Origin of the sequence: Porcipelethomonas ammoniilytica, assembly GCF_025567485.1 — a bacterium.
GTDB classification, from domain to species: Bacteria; Bacillota; Clostridia; order Oscillospirales; family Ruminococcaceae; genus Porcipelethomonas; species Porcipelethomonas ammoniilytica.
This window is the reverse complement of record NZ_JAOQKH010000038.1, coordinates 1-4,378: the sequence shown is the minus strand read 5'-3', so window position 1 is coordinate 4,378 and position 4,378 is coordinate 1. Positions and strand designations below refer to the sequence as shown.

Sequence of the window (4,378 nt, the reverse complement as noted above, 5' to 3'; positions counted from 1 at the left end):
GATCAATTCGCCATTGGCGAATTACAAAAAAGGAAGTCATTACGTAGTAAGACTTCCTTTTTTTGACTTTATTCGATGTGTGTGGTATAATGAATTTGCTGCCTTTCTCCTGCCTTAACAGGGAGGAGGTGAACCTGAAATGGAGTTAATAATATCTTTTTTTATTTCTGTTGTAGCAAGTATATTAGCAAATTATATTTGCAAGTGGCTGGACAGGAATAATAAGAAAAAATAAGGCAGTCAGCACAAAAGCCAAAGGAGTAGCAGTCCTTTGGCTTTTTTTGTGAACCTAAATGGAGCACAATAATATCATTTCTATGATTATTATACATCACTTTCTTATTATTGTCAAGTATTGTTTTAACATTCGCCAATGGCGAATTATGAATAAATTGACAAAATTCGATATCTATGATATAATTTAATACATGGGCATACTCTAAACGGTAGGCGGTTGTTCCCTCCTTACGCCATAAGCTAATTGATCGTCCCCTAACGGGCAGGCGAAATAAGCTGGCAGGGAGGTGATAGGTATGGAACTTACATATTTAGTTCTCACTATCCTGCTTCTTGTTACTGTTAATGAAGTAATCAAGAACATAAAGAAATAAACCGCCCCAAGCTACCAACTTAAGCGGTTTATTCAAACACTTATGAGGGAGCGACCGTCTATCAGTGTGCCCCTTTTTTATTATTATAACAATATTTTTATGTAATGTCAAGACCTTTCCTTAAATTCGCCATTGGCGAATTTTTATTTATTCACTAAAATCACATCAGCTGATTTATAAATAGGACAATTATTTCTTTCCGGACAATTCTGCTTATAAAACTCCTGATATACACATTCCATTGAGACCTTTTTATATGTATTCACATCGCTTATTTTATATCTTACATTGACAAAATATTCTGTTTTCTGTATCGGACAATAATCAAAATGTGGTTTTATTATATACATTTACTATAATCCCCTTAATAATTTTATATATTTAATTATATCACTTTCGCTATATTTTGTCAATAAACTACTTTTATTTACTATATTATACATCAAAAGCCCGGTTATTCACCGAGCTTCAATGCGTAGAAAAAATATTTTGTGCTTTCTTATAATATTTCAGCTTTTGCTGATATTTATATTATATCACATAATTTTTACATAGTCAACATTTTTTTACTTTGTTTTCACCATATAATATTAATTTATAATTTCTGCTTTAGGATTTTTATCCAATTGGCGTACAATATTTTTTAACTGTCTTTAAAAATTAATAATATGGTCTTAAGTACACCCTCAGCATAAGCTTTGGCAAGCTTTTGATAATTAGCTTTAATAAATTCTGCATCTGACCAGTTATCTACAAAACCGCCTTCAATAAGTACTGCCGGTGCGTGAGTTTCCCTTATTATCGTAAATCTGTCTAAACCATCGGCATTAATAAATGTTTTGCAGCCATTGCTGTACATTATCTTGGAAACCTCTGCATTTATATTTTCAGCAAGAGTTTTCGACATTCCGCCATACATAGAATGATAAATCTCAAATCCATGACCCCCCACCGCATTAAAATGAATATCAATTATAAGATCGGGATCATAATTATTGCATAATTCAAGTTTACTCTGCATAGTCGTGTCAATGTCAGCATCACGGCTTAGTATATAATCTATTCCTGCGGCTTTCAGGTATTCTTCAACAATTTTTGCGGTTTTGAGGGTATACTCTTTTTCGACTATATAACCGACAGCTCCGGGATCATAGCCGCCGTGACCTACTCCGACAAATACTTTTATCGGTTTTAATATACCGTTTGCGCCGAAATTATAGTATTTTCCATTGATAATTTTAAAGCCCGTCTGCATTATACCGTCTTTTCCGAAATAATAAGTATTACTTCCTATCTTTAAAAATCCGACCGACATTATTCCGTTTGTATTAAAGTAATATTTATTTTTATTTATAGTTTGCCAGCCGGTTCTCATTTTACCGTCAGAGCTGAAATAATATTTATTTTTGTCTATAGACTGCCAGCCAGTTCTCATTTTACCGTCAGAACCGAAATAGTACTTATTTTTATTAATTGTCTGCCACCTATACAGCATCTTGCCGTTTGTATCAAAATAATACGTATTTCCGTTAATTTTAGTAAAGCCTGTTTGCATTATCCCTTTTTTATTAAAGTAATATTTGTTACCGTTTAATGTAAATAAACCTACTGCCATTTTGCCGTTTTCAGAAAAATAATATTTATTTTTATTTACAGTCTGCCAACCTGTTAGCATAAATCCCTCAGAATTAAAATAATATGTGTCATTTTTAATTGTTACAAAGCCCTCTGCCCATGTACCATCATCATAATAGTACAGCGTTGAACCGTCGGCAAAGGATTGCAGTCCAGTTTGCAAAATACCGCTTTCATCAAATCTGTACGGATGATTATAAATATAATGCTCGCCTGTATATTTCCCGATTTCAGCATCTGTATAATAATATTTACCATGATAACTAATCCAGCCATAAACAGGTTCAGCTGTTTCCGTATCAAAATATACCCTCAGTCCATTTATAGACTGCCAGCCTGTATGTACTTTTCCAGACGGAGAAATAATGTAGCTTGTTCCGGCAATACCAATTGGAGTGTACCTATCATCACCCTTAATTACAATGCCGTTTTCATTGCAGTAATATATATACCCTTGATATTTTATAAAACCTGTATGCATGATTCCGGTATCCGTAAAAATATAGGTGTTATCATCTATATCCTGCATACCCGTAAGCTTACCATAATGTTCATCGTTATAATAAACATTTCCCATATAGGAAATCCATCCGTAAACAGGTTGATGAGTTTCATAATCAAAATATGTTCTGATTGAATTTACTGTCTGCCAACCAGTTTTAAGTGCACCGTTAGGAGCAAACAAATAGGATTTACCGTCTATTTCAACAATACCGCTTGTGGGAACACCGTCATTATAATAGAACCATCTATTGTCTTTCAGCTGCCAACCATCCATATTTTCCTCTGGCAGAGTGGTTTCTGTTTTCGGATCTTCCAAAATGTCAGTCGATATGGTTGAATCAATGTCAACAGAAACTGTTGTCACATCTGATGCTTCAGATACGTCAGGTACAGTAGTTTCTTCAACAAATTGTTTCGTAGTTTTCTCTGTAATATCTGGTATTATATCAGGTTCATCAGCATAAACACCAATACCAAGCAATCCGACACAAAACAGTCCGGCAGCAGCTGTTGTAATATATTTTATTAAATTCATTTTTGCACCTCGATATACAATTTATAATCGCCTCATGATGACTTCATTTCTCATATACTTAATGCCACATAATATACAACTGATAATTTCCTCCGCCTAGTTCTTTCCATGTAACTATAAGTTGTGTTAAGTAAGCGGTTTCATCTTCCCATTCACCAGTTCCTTTAAGCTCCTCCACCATCATATAGAGATTGGTATATGCTGAATCAACTAATTCGTCTGCTGTCCATAGAATACCTGCCGGAAGAATAGGATCGTTATGTTCCTTATAGTATTCAATATTTGGAATATAGTCAGCTGGCGCATCCCAACTGTAACTGTCCCATGGGTCTACCGTATCATCATATATAATCTTTGTTATTCCGTATTCTGCTGCCGCCTTATACTTTATACAATCATTTACATACTTCTTTATTCCGCTGAATTTATTCAGGTCATAATTCTTCTTGTTTGGTTCTTTAAGCTTTACTGTGGTTTTTGTAGTTTCTGTTTTATTTTCATTCGGCGCCGTTGTATGTTCTATTATACTTAACTTTGCTAAAAAACGTGCTATTTCTGAACAATCCAGCGCTGTTACTTTTCCATCTCCGTTATAGTCTGCCGCCCATTTATTGAGGTCCGAACTCCTTCCCTCTGCAAGCTTTCTCGCTATTATTGCTGCGTCCAATGCGGATACTCTTCCATCGTCATTGACATCTCCGACTGTTATTACAATATTTCCATGTTCATCTGTTCGTTTGGTTATCTCCGGAGTTGTAACCACTGATACCGTTGTTTCAGCCGATGTGCTTACCTGACTTACCGTTGTTATTGCTGGTTCACTCGTTGTAATTTGAGATACCGATGTTTCAATCTGACTTACTTGTGTTTCTTCTGGAGTTGTCATTTCTGTCTGACTAACTGTTGTTGCCACATCTTCACTTGTTGTAACAGCTGTAGTCTCTTCCGGTTCTGCATCTATAGCAGAAAAGTTATATTCATACTTTTCAGCATACTCATGAGCAGTAGAGTTTTCATAACCGTATATCGTTCCTGTAAACTGATACATTGTAAGATATGAATCATATATTTCACATTCAGGATTCAATATTGT

The 4,378-nt window shown here is 34.8% G+C and carries 3 protein-coding genes; all 3 read right to left on the bottom strand.

The window, feature by feature from the left end:
• Window positions 1-754 precede the first annotated feature (754 nt).
• Window positions 755-961 carry a hypothetical protein gene (locus OCV67_RS12625; protein ID WP_147644300.1) on the bottom strand — a complete coding sequence of 69 codons (207 nt, stop codon included), beginning with the start codon at window positions 959-961 and terminating at the stop codon, window positions 755-757.
• 293 nt (window positions 962-1,254) lie between these two features.
• Window positions 1,255-3,285 (bottom strand): N-acetylmuramoyl-L-alanine amidase, encoded by a 2,031-nt coding sequence (locus OCV67_RS12620; protein ID WP_147644299.1) that lies wholly within the window; start codon window positions 3,283-3,285, stop codon window positions 1,255-1,257.
• Between the two features lie 58 nt (window positions 3,286-3,343).
• Window positions 3,344-4,378, bottom strand: a 1,035-nt coding sequence (locus tag OCV67_RS12615) for a dockerin type I domain-containing protein (RefSeq protein ID WP_262644638.1), incomplete at its 5' end; no start/stop codon positions are given.

Excerpts from the sequence above, each read along its gene's own strand:
- OCV67_RS12625 (WP_147644300.1), bottom strand. The coding sequence starts at position 961 with ATGTATATAATAAAACCACATTTTGATTATTGTCCGATACAGAAAACA.
- OCV67_RS12620 (WP_147644299.1), bottom strand. The coding sequence starts at position 3,285 with ATGAATTTAATAAAATATATTACAACAGCTGCTGCCGGACTGTTTTGT.